The sequence below is a fragment of the Luteimonas galliterrae genome (assembly GCF_023374055.1).
Taxonomy (GTDB): domain Bacteria; phylum Pseudomonadota; class Gammaproteobacteria; order Xanthomonadales; family Xanthomonadaceae; genus Luteimonas_C; species Luteimonas_C galliterrae.
Genome location: NZ_JAMBEP010000005.1, coordinates 83964 through 100077 on the forward strand (window position 1 = coordinate 83964; position 16114 = coordinate 100077).

At 69.8% G+C, this 16114-nt stretch carries 12 protein-coding genes; 6 read left to right on the forward strand and 6 right to left on the reverse strand.

Translation table 11 applies throughout. The features are described from left to right. Positions 1–45: 45 nt before the first annotated feature. The 5 genes from M2650_RS15445 to M2650_RS15465 are packed head-to-tail and all read right to left on the reverse strand — an operon-like array spanning position 46 to position 3072. Positions 46–336 carry an STAS domain-containing protein gene (locus M2650_RS15445; protein ID WP_249476044.1) on the reverse strand — a complete coding sequence of 97 codons (291 nt, stop codon included), beginning with the start codon at positions 334–336 and terminating at the stop codon, positions 46–48. Beyond that, the gene (locus M2650_RS15450; protein WP_249476045.1) at positions 323–970 is read right to left on the reverse strand and encodes an MlaC/ttg2D family ABC transporter substrate-binding protein; all 648 of its coding nucleotides are present in this window, start codon (positions 968–970) and stop codon (positions 323–325) included. Before M2650_RS15450 ends, M2650_RS15445 begins: the two co-directional genes overlap by 14 nt. Further along, positions 967–1533 (reverse strand): outer membrane lipid asymmetry maintenance protein MlaD, encoded by a 567-nt coding sequence (gene mlaD, locus M2650_RS15455; protein ID WP_249476046.1) that lies wholly within the window; start codon positions 1531–1533, stop codon positions 967–969. The genes M2650_RS15450 and mlaD overlap by 4 nt, the downstream gene beginning before the upstream one ends. Positions 1534–1537: 4 nt before the next feature. Further along, positions 1538–2290, reverse strand: a complete 753-nt coding sequence (locus tag M2650_RS15460) for an MlaE family lipid ABC transporter permease subunit (protein WP_249476048.1) — start codon at positions 2288–2290, stop codon at positions 1538–1540. Further along, complete coding sequence (locus M2650_RS15465; protein ID WP_249476049.1) at positions 2287–3072, reverse strand: ABC transporter ATP-binding protein; 786 nt, start codon at positions 3070–3072, stop codon at positions 2287–2289. Before M2650_RS15465 ends, M2650_RS15460 begins: the two co-directional genes overlap by 4 nt. 286 nt (positions 3073–3358) lie before the next feature. On the opposite strand from M2650_RS15465, the gene recC reads away from it, so the two are divergent. From recC to recD, 3 genes are read left to right on the forward strand one after another with little or no spacing between them, the layout of a single operon-like run. Further along, entirely contained in the window at positions 3359–6712 is a 3354-nt protein-coding gene (recC, locus tag M2650_RS15470; protein ID WP_249476051.1) for an exodeoxyribonuclease V subunit gamma, read from the forward strand. Further along, on the forward strand, positions 6709–10311 hold the full coding sequence (locus M2650_RS15475) for a UvrD-helicase domain-containing protein (protein WP_249476053.1): 3603 nt from the start codon (positions 6709–6711) through the stop codon (positions 10309–10311). The genes recC and M2650_RS15475 overlap by 4 nt, the downstream gene beginning before the upstream one ends. After that, the gene (recD, locus tag M2650_RS15480) at positions 10308–12227 is read left to right on the forward strand and encodes an exodeoxyribonuclease V subunit alpha (RefSeq protein WP_249476054.1); all 1920 of its coding nucleotides are present in this window, start codon (positions 10308–10310) and stop codon (positions 12225–12227) included. Before M2650_RS15475 ends, recD begins: the two co-directional genes overlap by 4 nt. Positions 12228–12344: 117 nt before the next feature. Here the strand turns inward: recD and M2650_RS15485 are convergent, their stop codons facing one another. Further along, a complete protein-coding gene (locus tag M2650_RS15485) occupies positions 12345–13427 on the reverse strand; it encodes a LysR family transcriptional regulator (RefSeq protein ID WP_249476056.1) in 1083 nt (360 codons plus the stop codon). Positions 13428–13556: 129 nt separating this feature from the next. Here M2650_RS15485 and M2650_RS15490 point away from each other — a divergent pair, with 129 nt between their 5' ends. Genes M2650_RS15490 through M2650_RS15500 form a run of 3 tightly spaced genes read left to right on the forward strand, consistent with a single transcriptional unit; the run spans position 13557 to position 15978 of the window. Further along, positions 13557–13814, forward strand: a complete 258-nt coding sequence (locus tag M2650_RS15490; RefSeq protein WP_249476057.1) for a hypothetical protein — start codon at positions 13557–13559, stop codon at positions 13812–13814. Then, positions 13811–14728: an SDR family NAD(P)-dependent oxidoreductase gene (locus M2650_RS15495; RefSeq protein WP_249476058.1), complete on the forward strand. Its 918-nt coding sequence runs from the start codon at positions 13811–13813 to the stop codon at positions 14726–14728. The genes M2650_RS15490 and M2650_RS15495 overlap by 4 nt, the downstream gene beginning before the upstream one ends. Positions 14729–14778: 50 nt before the next feature. Next, positions 14779–15978 (forward strand): efflux RND transporter periplasmic adaptor subunit, encoded by a 1200-nt coding sequence (locus M2650_RS15500; RefSeq protein ID WP_249476060.1) that lies wholly within the window; start codon positions 14779–14781, stop codon positions 15976–15978. Positions 15979–16114: the final 136 nt, after the last annotated feature.

Genomic DNA, 16114 nt, shown 5'->3' on the forward strand with positions numbered 1-16114 from the left:
TTCACTATACCGGAGGCGGAGCCGCGTGGCGCGGGTCCAGGGTAGTCAGGCTTCGAAGGACAGGTCGGGCGCCAGCCGGTACGCGGCCCGCAGCTCGGCCAGGCCGGGCGGATCGCCGTCCAAGTGCAGGGCGTAGCCGCGACGTGCGGCCAGTTCGGTCAGCAGGGCCAGTCCGGCGCTGTCGACGTGGCTCACCGCGCGCAGGTCCAGTCGGCCGGCCTGGCCGATCGCAGCCGATGCGGCCGGCCACAGCGCGGCCATGGCGGGGCGATCGAGCGCCCCGGCGAAGGCGAGCGCGTCGCCGTCCACGCTCAGGCGGGCGTCACTTTGTGGCATCGGCCTGCATGCTGCCGGCTTTCAGTTCGGCGGCGACCTGGGCGATCGACTTCTGCGACAGCGGCGTGTCGAATTGGCTGCGGAAGGTCTGCACGTAGGACACGCCTTCGACCATTACGTCGAAGACCTTCCACTGTCCGCCGACCTGGCGCATCAGATAGTCGACCGGCACCGGCTCGGCGCCGGGGCGCAGGAACTCGCTGGACACGCGCACGCCGCGCCCGCCCGGCAAGGCCGTTTCCGACTTCACGCGCACTTTCAGCTGGGTGTTGAAATCCAGCAGTGCGGTGCCGTAGCGCTGCATCAGGTTTTCGGCCAATGCGTCGGAAAACAGTTTGACGTCGGCATCGGATGCGCCGCGTCCGTGGCGGCCCAGCACCAGTCGGCCGGAATAGTCGCGGTCGAACATCTGGTTGAATTCGCTGGTCATGAACTGGCGCAGCGCTGCGCGGTTCTGGGTGAACTCGGCGCGGCGGTCCTCGAGCGTGGTCAGGATGCGGGTGCTGTTGGTCAGCACGATCTGGCTGGGCGAATTCTGCCGCGCGGTCGTGGTGGCCTGCTGCGCCTGCGCCGCGACCGGAACGAAAGCGGCGACGGCCGCAGCGATCATGATCGAAAGAAGGGACTGCTTCATGGGGTTTCTTCCGTGGGAGTCTGCTGGGGAGTGGGTGCGGCTTGCGGCGGCGCCGCCGGCGCAGACTGCGGTGCCGCCTGCGCGCCGGCCGGAGGCTGGCCGCTGCCGCCTCCGAACATGTACTTGCCGACCAGTTGCATCAGGTCGACCGCGGATTGGGTGTAGGCGATTTCGTCGCCGGGCTTCAGCACTTCCGGATCGCCGCCGGGCTGCATGCCGATGTAGCTCTCGCCCAACAGGCCGCTGGTGAAGATGCCGGCCGAGGTGTCCGCGGGCAGATCCTTGTACCGGTTGTCGATGTCCAGGGTGACGATGGAGTCGAATTTGACCGGATCAAGCTGAATCTCGCCCACACTGCCGACGATCACGCCGCCGATCTTGACCGGCGCCGAGGGCCGCAGCTGGCCGATGGTGCCGAAGCGGGCCTTGAGCGGATAGGTGTCGCTGCCGCCGAAACCGAACTTGCCGTTGGTGGAAGCGATCGCCAGCACCAGCAGCGAGGCCAATGCCAGCAGCAGGAAGGCGCCGACCGCGAATTCGAGACGTGGACCACGGATGGCCATAGCGTTAACTCCGGAACAGCAAAGCGGAAAGTACGAAATTGAACATCAGCACCAGCAGCGAGGCGTTGACCACGGCGCGGGTGGTCGCGATCGAGGTGCCTTCGATGGTCGGCTCGGAATGGAAACCGACGTACGAGGCGACCAAGGCCGCGGTGCCGCCGAACACGGCCGCCTTCAGGAAGGCCTGGCCGAAGTCGTCGGCGAAATCCACGCTGTCCTTCAGCGTCTGCCAGAACGTGCCGGCATCCACGCCGATCACGTGCACGGCTTCGAAATAGCCGGCGCTGATCGCCAGGCTGCAGAAGAACGCGGTCAGCAGCGGCACGCACAGCACCGCCGCCCAGAAGCGCGGCGCGACGGCCTTGGCGATCGGATCGATGGCCATCAGCCCGAGCGCGGTGATCTGGTCGGTGGCGCGCATCAGCCCCAGTTCCGCGGCGATCGAAGAACCGGCGCGGCCGACGAACAGCAGCGCGGTCAGCACCGGCCCCAGCTCGCGGTACAGGCCCAGGCCGAGCAGCACGCTGACTTGGTTGGTGGCGCCGTAGGTTTCCAGCGCGCGGTAGCCCAGCAGCGTCACCGACAGGCCGACGAAGGCGCCGCCGGCGGCGACGATCGGCAGGCTGCGCGCGCCGATCTTGTAGATCTCGCGGACCAGTTCGCGCCAGAAGTCGCGGGTCGGTCTCGACGCGCGCAGCACCGACAGCGAGAACAGCCCGGCCTGGCCCAACGAGCGGACGGCGTTGAAGAAACTCATGCGGCTTGGGTCCTGGCCACGGCGTCGAAGGCGATCGGGCCGTCGGGTTCGCCGTTGAGGAATTGCTTCACCAGCGGATCGGCGCTGGCCTGCAATTGCGCCGGCGTGCCGGAGAAAACGATGCCGCCGTTGGCGATCACCACCGCATGGTCGGCCACGGGCATGGTTTCGTGCACGTGGTGGGTCACGATGATGCTGGTCAGGCCCAGGGTGTCGTTGAGGCGCTTGATCAGGCTCATGATCACGCCCGAGGCGATCGGATCCAGGCCGGTCAACGGTTCGTCGTAGATCATCAGCGGCGGATCCAGCGCCAGCGCGCGCGCCAGGGCCACGCGACGCGCCATGCCGCCGGACAGTTCGCGCGGAAACAGCTCGGCGGCGGCGCGCAAGCCGACCGCATGCAGTTTCATTTCTACCAGGCGGCGCAGCACCGGGCGCGGCAGATCGGTATGCGTCTGCAGCGGCAGGCCGACGTTCTCGGCCACGGTCAGGTCGGTGAGCAGGCCGTTGCCCTGCAGCAGCACGCCGACGCCCTTGCGCATTTCCAGCAGCGCCCTGGTCGTTTGCGGCACGGGTCGGCCGAATACCTCGACGGTGCCCGCGGCCGGCGCCAGTTCGCCGGTCAGCGCCGCCAGCAGCGTCGACTTGCCGCTGCCGCTGGGGCCGAGCACCGCGGTGATGCTGCCGCGCGGCACGTCCAGCGAGATATCGCGCAGCACGGCGCGGCCGCCGCGGTCGAGGCGGACGTCGGCAAGGCGGACGATGGGCGTGTCGGCGGTCATTCGGTGGGAGCGATCTTTATCTAAGGATCGGGCGCGCGAGGCGCAAAGGGGCGCAGCTTGGCGTCCGGCGGCTGAACAGGGTCATAGCGGTGGCATTGTCGCGCAGTCCGTAGCCCGGCGGGGCGCAGTCGCCGTAGCCCGGGTAAGCGAAGCGCACCCGGGGCAAGTCGCGAGGGGGTCCCGGGTGCGCTTCGCTTACCCGGGCTACGGTGGCCTGATCGGTTTAAGAATTCTTTGGGCCGATCCCGGTCTCGGCGTGCGCGACCGCGCTGCGGCAAGATAACGCATGTCTTTGCGCGCCGATTTCCGCCTCTACCACTCCAATGCCCTGGACGTGCTGGCGGGCCTGTTGGCCCGGCAGGTCGCGGCGTTGCCGGTCGACGGCGATTGGCTGCGGCCGGACATCGTGCTGGTGCCGCAGCATTCGATGCGCCGCTGGCTGCAGCAGACTCTGGCCGAGCACAGCGGCATCTGCGCCAACTTGATCTTCCTCACGCCGGGCGAGTTCGTGGACCTGGCGTTGGACGCGAATCTCGAGCCGTCCGCGGACAGCGACCGCCTCACCGCCGACACCTTGCGCTGGCATCTGCTGCGCGAATTGCGCACCGCGCCGCCGGATGCGTTGCGCGGATTCGCCGCCGATCCCGATCCGCTCAAGCGCTGGTCGTTGGCCAATGCGCTCGCTTCCACCTACGAGCGTTACCAAACCTGGCGCCGCCCGTGGTTGCTGGCCTGGGAGCGCGCGCCGGGCCAGGACTGGCAGGCCGAACTGTGGCGCCGGATCGCGCGCGGCCGCCGCCATCGCGCGCGCCGCATCGACGACTACCTGCGCCAAGTGAGCGAACCGCGCGGGCTGCCGCCGCGGCTGTTCGTGTTCGCCTGCCAGAACCTGGCGCCCGATGCGCTGCAGGTCATCGCCAGCCAGGCGCGCGCGGGCGAGCAGCATTTCTATCTGCATACGCCATCGCGCGCGTTCTGGGGCGATCTGAACCGCTGGGCCTCGTACGCGCCGGCGCTGGACGACGATTTTCTCGGCGGCGACGGCGGCATCGCGCCGAATCCGCTGCTCGCGGCCTGGGGCCAGGCCGGCCGCGATTTCATCGCTGGATTGGTGAGCGGCGAGTCGGTCGCGCCCGCTTTCGAGATCGCGCCGCACGCCGAACCCGATGCCGGCACCCTGCTCGGCCGCATGCAGCAGGACGTGCTGCACAACCGTCATCCGCTCGCCGGCGGCGCCGATGCCGTGTGGCCGCGCAGCGCGGTCCGCACCGACGACGCCAGCCTGCAATTCCACGGCTGCCACACCCGTTTGCGCGAAGTGCAGGTCCTGCACGACCAGCTGCGCGCGCTGCTCGAAGCGCCGGGCACGCCGGAAAAACCCGCGCTGCGCGCGCGCGACATCGCCGTGCTCGCGCCGGACATCGATGCGTACGCGCCGCACATCGAAGCGGTATTCGGCGGCGCGCTCGGCAGCGATCGCGAGATTCCGTACACGCTCGCCGATACCAGTCCGTTGGCGAACGCATCGCTGGCCGCGGCCTTCCTGCGCTTGCTGGAATTGCCGCTGCGGCCGCTCACCGCGAACGACGCGATCGATCTGCTCGCGGTGCCGGCGGTTGCGGCGCGTTTCGGCGTCGACCAGGACGACCGCGACACGCTGCAGACGCAACTGGAAGAAGCCGGCGCGCGCTGGGGCCTGGACGCGGCCGATCGCGCCCGCCACGGCGCGCCCGCCGACGGCGCCTACAGCCTCGAATTCGCGCTCGACCGCCTGTTGCTGGGCCATGCCTCGGGCGACGACGCCGACATCGGCGAAGTCGCGCCGTGGCCGGACTTGGAAGGCCGCGCGACCGATGCGCTCGACGGCCTGCTGCGCTTCGTCGCGCTGCTGCGCGACATCGCCGCGCGCCTGGCGCAACCGCATCCGCCGGCGGTTTGGGCGCGCGAACTCGATCGCCTGCTCGATGCCGCGTTCGACGCCGAGCGCGACAGCCCCGACGCCACCGCGTTGCGCCGCTTGCGCGAGGGCATCGCCGAATTCGCCGAGGGCGCGCGGCTGGCCGGTTACGACGCGCCGGTCGAACACGCCGTCGTGCTGGAGCAGGTGCGCGAGCGGCTCGCTCGCGGCGATGCGCGCGCTCCGTTCCTGTCCGGCGGCGTGTGCTTCGGCCTGATGGTGCCGATGCGGCTGATTCCGTTCCAAGTCGTCTGCCTGCTGGGCATGGACGAAGCCGCTTTCCCGGCGCGCGATGCGCGCGATCCGCTCGACCGCATCGTGCGCGATCTGGACACGCGCGAGCGCCGGGTCGGCGATCCGTCGCGGCGCGACGCCGACCGTTATCTGTTCTTGCAACTGTTCAGCAGCGCGGGCCGCGCGCTGTACCTGAGCTGGTGCGGAATCGATCCGCGCGACGGGAGCGAGCGCGAACCGTCCGCGACGGTGTCCGAGTTGCTCGATGCGGCGGTGCGCTATCACGCGCCGGACGAGGGCGATCGCGAGAGCGTGCGCCGCGCGCTCGTCGTGCGGCATGCGTTGCAGCCGTTTTCGCCGTCCGCGTTCGGCGCGCCGCTGGTCGACGAACGCGTGGTCGACGAGCGCGAGGGCGATCCGCGGCGCTTCAGTTTCGATGCGCGCTGGCACGAAGCCGCCGCCGAACGCGGCGACGGCAGCGACCTGCCCGCGTTCGCGCCGCTGCCGCTGCCGCGCGCGGCGCCTGCCGTCGAGCCGTTGTCGATAGATCGCCTGCGCAGCGCCTTGATGCGGCCGCATGCGGCCTATCTGCAGGACAGCGTCGGCCTGCGCCTGCCGGAAGAAGAGGCGCCGCTGGCCGAACACGAACCGTTCGGCGAGCCCGATCCGCTATCGCGCTACCAACTGCGCCACGCCGCGTTCGCGGCCTGGCTGCGAACGGGCTCGCGTCCGGACGCGGGGGCGCTGCATGCGCGCCTGCTCGCGCGCGCGCTGGCCGCGCCCGGCGCGGACGGGCTCGCCAGCGTGGAGGCGACGCTCGACGAGATCGCGCCGTTCGCGCAGTGCGCATTGGCTGAAGGTTTCGGCATCGATTCGGAGTCGCTGCCGATCGCGTTGGCGACCCGCTCGCGCCTGTTGCAGGGCAGTTTGCGCGACGTGCAGAACGGCGGCGCGTTGCGCGTCGCGCTGAGTCCGGACGGCCGCCACGGCGGCCAGGCGCTGCGCCATGGCATCGACCGCTGGCTGGCGTCGCTGCACGGCTTGCCGCTGTACGAAATCGCGGTCGCCAATGGCGATAGCAGGCCATCGTTGCGCACGTATCCGCCGTTGCGGGAAGCGGACGCGATCGCCTGCCTGCAAGCGTTGATCGACCTGCGCGAAGCGGCGTTGCGCGAACCGCTGCCGTTCCTGCCGCGCAGCGGCTACACCTATTTCGGCCTGGCGCGAGAGAAAGGCCGCGACATCGCATTGGAAAAAGCCGCGGAGGGCTGGCGCGGCGGCGATCGCCAGTTCGGCGAAGCCGGTCCGGCGACGCGGCTGGCGCTGCGCGGCCGCGATCCCTTCATCGATGGCGACCTCGGCCAGCGCGAACGCTTCGTGCGCATCGCCGATGCGCTGTTCGGCGCGATGGAAAGCGATGCGCCGCTGGACGCGGAGGCCCTGCGATGAGCGCAGCCGCACTCGGCGCCGATTTGCGCCGCCGCAGCCTGCTCGAGGCCAGCGCCGGCACCGGCAAGACCTACGCGTTGGCCGGCATGTTCGCGCGCGCCGTGATCGTCGACCGCCTGCGCGTTCCGCAGATCCTCGCGGTGACCTACACCATCGCGGCGACGCAGGAGCTGCATGCGCGCGTGCGGGTGCGGCTGCAGCAGGCCGCCGAACTCGCGGCGCAGTGGCGCGAAGGCGATCCCGCGCAACGCGACGGCGACGCTCCGGAAATCGCATTGCTGCGCGGCTTGATCCACGCCGCTTTGGATCCGGCGGCCGGCGACGGCGAATCGCTGCCGGCGCTGCGCCTGCGCCTGAACCGCGCGGTCCGCGACATGGATCTGGCCGCGATCGCCACCATCCACGGCTTCTGTCAGCGCCTGCTCGCCGAGCACGCGCTCGACGCCGGCCAACCGCTGATCGCGACCGAACTGCAACCGGACAACCGCGCATCGCGACTGGCGCTCGCCGTAGAGCTGTGGCGCGAGTTCAGCGTCGATGCGATCGGCAGCGACTTCCTGCGCCGCGCATTCGGCAGCCTTGGCCGACTGGCCGAAGCGATGATTCCGTTGCTCGCGCCCGAGCCGTTGTTGCCGTCGCGGCCCGCCTCGTTGCCGCAAGATCCGCGGCCGTCCTGCGATGCCGCTTGGCAGCACGTGCGCACCGCATTCGCCGAGCACGGCGAAACCGCGCATGCGGCGATCCTGGCGGCGATCGCCGACAAGACGCTGAGCAATGCGCAGTACAAACCGGACCATGCAGACAGCCTCTGGTCCTGGCTCGCCCAAGCCGCGAACGATCCGCGCGCGCCGTCGGCCGTGCACGCGAAATGCGAGAAATACACGCCCGAGGCGCTGGCCGCGGGCACCAGCAAGGCCGGACAAGGCCGCACGCCGCACTCGCCGTTGTTCGCGGCGATCGCGGATTGGCTGCGCGCGCACGCGCAGATCCCGCTGTGGCGCGAATCGATCGACCTCGACCGGATGCACGCGTTGCGCGATGCGGCGCGCAGGCGCGATGCCGCGCGCAAGGAAGCCTTCAACGTGCGCGCCTTCGACGATCTGGTCGACGGCGTCCACCGCGCGCTGGAAGCGCCGGAATCGCGCGCCAAACTGGTCGCGGCGCTGCATGCGCAGTTCCCGCTGGTGCTGGTCGACGAGTTCCAGGACACCGATGCGCGCCAATGGGCGATCTTCGACCGGATCTCGGAAAGCGGCGGCCTGGTCCTGGTCGGCGATCCGAAGCAAGCGATCTACCGCTTCCGCGGCGGCGATGTGCACGCCTATCTGCAGGCGCGCGGACGGGTGGATGACACGATGCGGCTGGAGCGCAATTTCCGCTCGCGACGCGTCGTGGTCCACGCGGTCGACGAGATGTTCGCGGCGCTGCCCGCCGGCGAGATGGGCGAAGGCATCGACTACGGCCGCATCGACGCGGCGCGGGACGGCGACGACGATCTGTTGATCGACGGCATGCCGGCGCCTGCGCTGGTGTTCCGCGCCGTGCCGCAAGCCGTCGACGCGAACGGCGCGGCGCGCGACTTGAAAACGCCCGAATCGATGGCAGTCGCGGCGCGGTTGTGCGCGCAAACGATCCGCGATCTGCTGCAAGCCGCAGCCGAAGGACGCGCCGTCCGCCGCGGCAAAGACGGCCGGCATCGCGCGCTGGAGCCGCGCGATTGCGCGGTGCTGGTGCGGCGCCACCAGGAGGCGCAGGCGGTGCGCGATGCGTTGTCCGCGCTCGGCGTGCCGGCGGTGGCGACCGGACGCCAGAGCCTGTTTTCGAGCGAGGCCGCGCAGGCGCTGCTGGCCTTGCTGCTGGCGCTCGCCGCGCCGGGCGACGAGCGCCGGCTGCGCGGCGCGCTGGCCTTGCCGCTATTCGGCCTGGACGCGCTCGCTTTGCGCGCGCTCGACGACGACGGCGAAAGTTTGCGGCGATGGCAGCGCCGGTTCGAACACTGGCGGCTGCGCTGGCAGCAGCACGGACCGCAGGCGATGCTGACCGACGTCGCCGCGCAATGCGCCGCCGCGGTGTTGGCGCTGAGCGACGGCGAGCGCCGCCTGACCCATCTGCTGCAGCTGGGCGAGATGATGCAGGAAGCCAGCGCCGCGCAGCTCGGCCCGCAGGGCCAGATCGATTGGCTGCGCGCGGTGATCGATCGCGCCGACGACGCCGACGAAGCGCAATGGCCGCGTTTGGAATCGGACGCGAGCCGGGTCCAGATCCTGACCCTGCACAAGGCCAAGGGACTCGAATTTCCGCTGGTATTCCTGCCGTTCGCCGGCATCGGGCGCAATCCGCCGCCCGGTCCCGATTTCGTCGCTTATCACGATGCGCAGGGCGTGCGCGTCCGCCAATGGAAAACGAAGCACGAGCACGGCGCGTTGCCGTGGCCGCAGGCGCGCCAGCTCGCTCAGCGCGAAGAGAACGAAGAAGACATGCGCCTGCTGTACGTCGGCTTGACCCGGGCGGTCGACGCTTTGTGGGTGTGCGGCGGCGCATTCGCCGGACAGGAGAAATCGTCGCTGTCTCGGCTGCTCGGCGGCGCGCTGCCGAGCGAAACTTTGCGCGCCGCGCTCGGCCACGAATTGGAGATCGATACGCGCCGCATCGACCTGGACGATCGTGCGCGGCTGCGTCTGGCGCCGGCCGCGCCTACGCCGCCGGCGCGCATTCCGCGCGGTCCGTTGCGCCGCGACTGGTGGATCCACAGCTTCAGCCAACTGCACCGGCAGCGCCCGCACGGCGCCGCCGCGCTGGTCGAGGAGACGCCGGCCGGCGACGAGCGGCCGACCGCGGCGCTGCCGGTCGCGCCGCGCGCTTTCGGCGGCGAACGTTTCGGCAACGCCTTGCACCACGCGTTGGAACACGCCGATTTCGCCGCCTGGCGCGATGCGGACGACGTGCCGGCGGGCCAGGCGGAAGGATTGCGCCGCGCGCTGCGCAGCCAGGGCTATCGCGAAGAGCAGGACATCGACGGCCTGCGCGAAATGGCGCCGCTCGTCGCCGCCACGTTGAACGCGACGCTGCCGGCGGCGGACGGCGAAATCGGGTTCCGCTTGTGCGAACTCGCGGCGACGGAGCGCATCGCCGAACTCGAATTCCATTTCGTGCTGAACGATGCCGCCGGCGAGGCGCTGCTGAGCTTGCTGCACGCGCACGGCCTGGTGCCCGGGCGCCGCGATTTCGGCGCATGGCCGCGGCTCAACGGGCTGATGAACGGCAAGATCGACCTGATCGCGCGCGCCGGCGAACGCGCCTACGTGATCGACTACAAATCGAACTTCCTGCCCGATTACGGCGAGGCTTCGCTGCGCGAGGCGATGGCCGCGCACGAATACGATCTGCAGGCGCTGCTGTACGCGGTCGCCGTGCATCGCTGGCTGCGTTTGCGGCTGGGCGAGGCCTATCGTTTCGATCGCCATTTCGGCGGCGTCCGTTATTTGTTCTGCCGCGGCATGGACGTCGCCGCGCCCGGCCGCGGCGTCGCGATTCCGGCGTTGCCGCGCGAGTTGATCGAAGCGGCGGACGCATTGTTGGCGAACGGGAGGCCGGCATGAGCGGACGGCGCCGGTACGAGCCCGCCGAGCGCGAAGGCCTGCGCGCGGTCGATCGCGCTTTCGCCGACGTGCTGCGCCGGCAGGACCGCGCGCGCGGCGCCGACCCCGACGAGCGCGTGCTGCAGGCGGCGATGCTCGCCTCGTTCGCGGTCGGCGAAGGCCACGCGGCGTTCGATCCGGCGCGGCCGCAGCTGTTGATCGACGACGGCCGCGAATGGCCGGATGCCGAGGCGTGGCGCGCGGCGTTGGCGTCGTCGCTGTGGGTCGACGCGCCGCAAGCCGAGGCCGCTGCGGATCCCGCCATGCCGCTGGTTTTGGAAGGCGGCCTGCTCTATCTGCGTCGCTACCGCGAATACGAACGGCGTTTGGCGGCGGGATTGCTGCGCCTCGCGCAGTCGGATTCCGCGCGGTCCGATTTGAGTCCGCTGACGCGTACGTTCGTCGCCTTGTTTCCGCAGGCGCGTTCGGGCGATTTGCAGGCGCGTGCGGCGGCGCTCGCGTTGGTGCGAAAGTTGTTGTTCGTCACCGGCGGTCCGGGCACGGGCAAGACCACGACCGTGGCGCGGTTGCTGGCGTTGTTGGTGGCGCAAGCGCACGTCGCCGGAGTCGAGACGCCGCGGATCGCCCTCGCCGCGCCCACCGGTCGCGCCGCGGACCGGATGGCGCAAAGTCTGGCGCGGGCGGTCGCTTCGATGCGCGCGGCCGGGATCGATCCGGTGCTGTGCGATGCGCTGCCGGGCGAGGCGCGCACCTTGCATCGCTTGCTCGGACCGATCGGCGATCGGCCGCGCTTCCGCCACGACCGCGACAACCCGCTGCCGTACGACGTCGTCGTGGTCGACGAAGCTTCGATGGTCGATCTGCCGCTGATGTGCAAGCTGGTCGAAGCGGTGCCCGACGGCGCGCGACTGATCCTGCTGGGCGATCGCGATCAGTTGCCGTCGGTGGAAGCGGGCGATGTGCTGGCGGCGATCGTCGATGCCGCGGGCGAGGACGATGCGCTCGCGGCCGCGGACGCCGCCGCGCTGGCGCCGTTGCTGGGCGCGCCGTCGCGTCGCGCGCCGCCGGCGAACGACGGCGAGGCCGCGCAGCGGCAGATGTCGCTGTTCGAGCGTCCCGCTTCGGCTGATTCGGCTGAGGCTGCGGCGCCCGCATCGTCGCCGCTGAGCGGGCATCGCGTGCAGTTGCGCCAAGGCTATCGGCAATCGCAGGCGCTGGAGTTGGCGCCGCTGGCGGAAGCCGCGCGCCTAGGCGACGGCGAGCGTGTGCTGGCACTGCTGCAAGGCGGTTTGCGCGGCGTCGCCTACCACGTGGGCGCGACCGACCCCTTGGCGACGTTCACGCGCGAGACCTTGTTGGCGCCATGGCGCGAATTGGCGACGCTCGCCGATCCCGCCGTCGCGCTGGAGCACGCCGCGCGCCAGCGCGTGCTGTGCGCGTTGCGCGACGGCGCGCAAGGCGCGGCGCGGCTCAACGCGCGGATCGAAGAAGCCCTGGCCGGCGCCCAGCGCGAAACCTATTTCCACGGACGCTTGCTGCTGATCGCCGAGAACAGCTATCGCCACGGCCTGTTCAACGGCGACATCGGCGTGTGCCTGCGCGATGCCGACGGCGCGGCGGTGGCCTGGTTCGGCGGCGCCGGCGTGCGCGGCTTCCATCCGGCCACGCTGCCGGCGCATACCGGCGCCTTCGCCGTCACCGTGCACAAGGCGCAAGGTTCCGAATTCGATACGGTCTGGCTGCAGATGCCTTCGGCGGATACGCGGGTGGCGTCGCGCGAGCTGATCTATACCGCGATCACGCGGGCGCGCAGCGCCTTGCACGTCTGCGCGGACGAATCCGTACTGCGCGCCGCGCTGTCGCGCCACGCCGCGCGCGTTTCGGGCCTGGCGGCGCGGTTGCGGCGCGAAATGTAGCCCGGGTGGAGCACAGCGATACCCGGGGTCGCCATCTCCAACAAGTGAGCATGTTTCTGCGGTATGGCGATCAAAAGCCCCGGGTATCGCTTCGCTCCGCCCGGGCTACGATCGGCGTCATTCGACCAGCGCTTCGTCCTCGTCGTCGCGCGTGCTTTCCACCGGTTCGGCCGGTTGCGCGGCGGGCTTCTTCTTGGCGCCCTTCACCACCTTGTCCAATTCGGCCGACATCACCGCCGCGGAAGCCTTGTCGGCCTCCATGCAACGGCCGCGCGCATCCGGGCACAGGATCTGCATGTAGTCGGCGTCGAAGTTCAGGCGTTCGACCAGGAAGTCGACGAAAGCGCGGATCTTGGGCGCGGTCACCTGGCCGCGCGGGAACACAGCGTTCAATTCGTATTCCGGCCCGGTCCAGCCAGCCAGTACGCGCCGCACGTAACCTTGTTCGGCATAGGCCTTGACCATGATGTCGCTGGCCAGCATCAGGCCCTCGCCGCATAGCAGCGCGCCGCGCACGCCGGCCGGGTCGTTGGCCACCATCACCGGATCGATGCGGTATTCGACCATGCGCTCGCCGTCGCTCAGCGGCCAGTAGTAATGGCCGTTGCGATGCATCTTCTGCATGCCCAACGTGCGGTGATGTTGCAGGTCGTCCGGATGCAGCGGCTCGCCGTGTCGTTCCAGATAGCCGGGGCTGGCGTACACCTGGGTGCGGAACACGGTCAGCTTGCGCGCGATCAGATTCGAATCGGGAAGATTGCCGACGCGCAGCGCGACGTCGATTTCCTTGTCGATCAGGTCCAGCGGTTCGTTGCTGAGCAGCATTTCCACGCGCACTTCGGGGTGGCGCGCATGGAACTCGCCCAACAACGGCGCGATGCGTTCGATGCCGAGCGAATAGGGGGCGGTGAGGCGCAACCAGCCGCGCGGGCCGCCCTGCAATTGGCCGACCGCGCTCTCGGCTTCGTCGAGTTCGCGGGCGATGCGTTGCGAATGTTCGTAGTAGATGTTGCCGGCTTCGGTGAGGCCGAGCTTGCGTGTCGTGCGATGCAGCAGTTGCGCGCCGAGGCGCGTTTCCAGTTCCTGCACTTTGCGGCTGACCGTGGTCTTGGGCAGGCGCAGGGTCTTGGCGGCAGCGATGAAACTGCCGTGCTCGACCACTTTGACGAAGATCAGGGTGTCGTTGAGATCGCGGGCCATGGGGGAAGGCCTCCAGAAGGTGGTGGGCCGATTGGCCCACCTCGGGGACAATTATTCCCCGATTCAGTGTCTAATCAAGTGGCGCTCGCGCGACTACTGTGTATCGCACCCCGATCCATAGCCGCCGCCATGCTGACCCCCGCCCAAGCCCGCCTCGCCTATCTGCCCACGGCCCTGACCGCGCAAGCGTTGTTGGTGGCTGTGGTTGCTGCCCTTTTGAATCAATGGTTTGCGCTTGACGCAAAGCACGCCTGGCTGGTGTCCGGCATCGTCTCCGTACCCGCTGCCATGTTCGTCATGCCAGCCACCGGTGCCCTGCTGGCCTGGCTCAGCCGCGACCACATCGTCCCATTCACGGGAGGAAAAATCCCGGGGGCGGGACAATGAAGGCGGCCCTGATTGTCCTGGGCGCCACGGGTGCCGTTGGCCATGGCGTGGTGCAGGCCGCACTGGACGGCGGCTGGCCGGTGATCGCCATCGCCCGCGACGTCGCTGCGCTGAACGCCTTGCGCCAGCGGCATGCCGGCGCCGACCTGGTCGCAATCAGCGCCTCGGTCGGCAGCGAAGCCGACGCGGCGCGGCTGGGCGAGGAATTGCGCGCGCTGGGCCGGCCGCTCGGCGGCGTGGTCGCGACCGTTTGCGGTGGCGGCAAGCGTGGCCGCCTGCTCGACCAGCCGGCCGACTTCCTGCGCCGTACGCTCGACGAAGACCTGCTGCCGCATCTGGCCGCCGCACGCCATCTGCTGCCGCTGCTGGCCGAATCCGACCGCGGCGGCGCCTACGTGCTGATCGGCGGTCCGGGCGGCGAGCATCCGTGGGCCGGCTACGGCCACGACTCGATCGCCGCCGCCGCGTTGCGCATGCTCGCCCGCGTGCTGCACGACGAGGCGCGGGCGTATCCGATCCGCGTGCAGCTGCTGGCGGTGGATTCGCCGTTGCAGACCGAAGCCAACCGCAAGCACGCATGCACGCAATGGCCGAACGCGCTATCGGTCGGCCGTCGCGCGCTGGCGCTGATCGAGCATTCGGCGGCCGTGCCCGCCCATGCCGTGGTGCGCTACGCCGCGTGGCCTGCGGCCGGATCGCTGGCGAACTCGCCCTGGTCCGACGACATCGACTTGCCGGCGACGGCGCCGACCGCAGAAGCGCTCCCGCCCGATGTCGAAAACGCGGTCGCTCAATCGACGAATACGCAAGGACCGGATAGCGACGCCGAGCTGCTGCCACCACGCTGTCTGCATGACGCGCGCACGCTGCTGCAGACGCTCGCCTCAGCCAAGCCGCGCTCGCACCAGACCTAGCGCCCACCTACCCCAGCTCACACCGAAAACCAATCAGGAACCTCCCCCCGATGAACGCTCCCAACAAATTCCAAGTCCGTTCGGGTACCCGATACTCGCTCGCGGCGCTCGCCCTGAGCGCTGTGATCGCGGCGGCCATCGCCGCGTGCAGCAGCCAGGCCGCGCCGGGCGAAGGCGCGGCGCCGCCCGCGCCCGAAGTCAGCGTCGCCACCGTGTTGTCCAAGCCGGTACGGCAGTGGGACGATTTCACCGGCCGCGTCAGCGCGGTGGAAACCGTCGAACTGCGTCCGCGCGTCAGCGGCTACGTCGAACGCGTCGCTTACAAGGAAGGCCAGGAAGTCAAGAAAGGCGACCTGTTGTTCGTGATCGACCAGCGCCGCTACCGCGCCGAACTCGCCCGCGCCCAGGCCAACCTGGAGCGCGCGCGCAGCGAAGCGCGGCTGGCCCAGACCCAGGATGCGCGCGCAGCGACCTTGCTCGAAGCCAAAGCGATCTCGCGCGAGGAATTCGACTCGCGCAAGGCCGCCACCGCGCAGGGCAACGCCGGCGTCAACGCGGCGCAAGCCGCGGTCGAAAGCGCGCAGCTGGACCTGCAGTTCACCCAGGTGCGTTCGCCGATCGACGGCCGCGCCGGCCGCGCGATGGTCACCGAAGGCAACCTGGCCCAGGCCGATTCGACGCTGCTGACCACGGTCGTGTCGCTGGATCCGGTGCACGTCTACTTCGAAAGCGACGAGCAGACCTACCTGCGCTACAACCAGCTCGCCCGCGACGGCGAGCGCGCCGCGGCCGGCAACCCGGTGCGAATCGGTCTGGCCAACGAGGAAGGCTATCCGCATACCGGCAAGCTCGACTTCACCGACAACCAAGTGGATTCGAACACCGGTACGATCCGCGCCCGCGCCGTGGTGCCCAACCCCGACCGCGTGTTCACGCCGGGCCTGTTCGCGCGCGTCCAGATCGAAGGCAGCGCGCAGTTCAAGGCCATGCTGATCGACGACAAGGCCGTGCTCACCGACCAGGACCGCAAGTACGTGTACGTACTGGGCCCGAAGAACACGGCGGTGCGCAAGGACGTGGTGCTCGGGCGCATGGTCGACGGCCTGCGCGTGGTCAACTCGGGCCTGGCGCCCGCCGATAAGGTGGTAGTGCACGGCGTGCAGAAGATCTTCTTCCCCGGCATGCCGGTGGCGCCGAAGCTGATCGCGATGGGCGCGCCCGCTCCGACGCAACAAGTCGCGATGAAGTGACGTGATCGAAGCCCTCTCCCGCCTGCGGGAGAGGGTTGGGTGAGGGCGCGCGACCTGACAGTCCGCGCCGAACCAAACAAGCAAGCCTGGCTGCGTCAGAAAACGCGGGCCAAGCCCACCGATTGCCTAAGGATTC